Annotated in this window: 1 pseudogene; it reads left to right on the forward strand. The window is 72.7% G+C overall.

What is annotated here, in order from left to right:
- Positions 1 to 271, forward strand: a pseudogene (locus BIU99_RS15925) (pyridine nucleotide-disulfide oxidoreductase); the annotation flags it as partial.
- Positions 272 to 311 lie beyond the last annotated feature (40 nt).

Consider the following 311-nt stretch of genomic DNA (forward strand, 5'->3'; position numbering starts at 1 on the left):
GTCCGACGCGATGGAGACCGTGCAGCACATCGTCAACGACCAGGCGAGCTGGTGGACGCCGGAGGACCCCTCCGACGAGGCCATCCCGGCCCTGCTCCGCGAGCGCGGCGTGGAGTACACCGACCTCGACGGCTGGCACCGCCTGGACGAGCACGAGATTGCCCTCGGTGCGCCCCACGGCCGTGCCCGCGTCAAGGTCGTCCCGCGCGACGAGATGATCGACGCGTCACTCGGTCGCATCGACGCCGCGCGTCCCGCCGACCAGGTCTGACGCATGACCACCGTGCGCCCCGCCCCGGTCACCCGGGTGC

This window comes from Plantibacter sp. MMLR14_011, assembly GCF_001865025.1.
In the GTDB taxonomy this organism is placed as follows: domain Bacteria; phylum Actinomycetota; class Actinomycetes; order Actinomycetales; family Microbacteriaceae; genus Plantibacter; species Plantibacter flavus_A.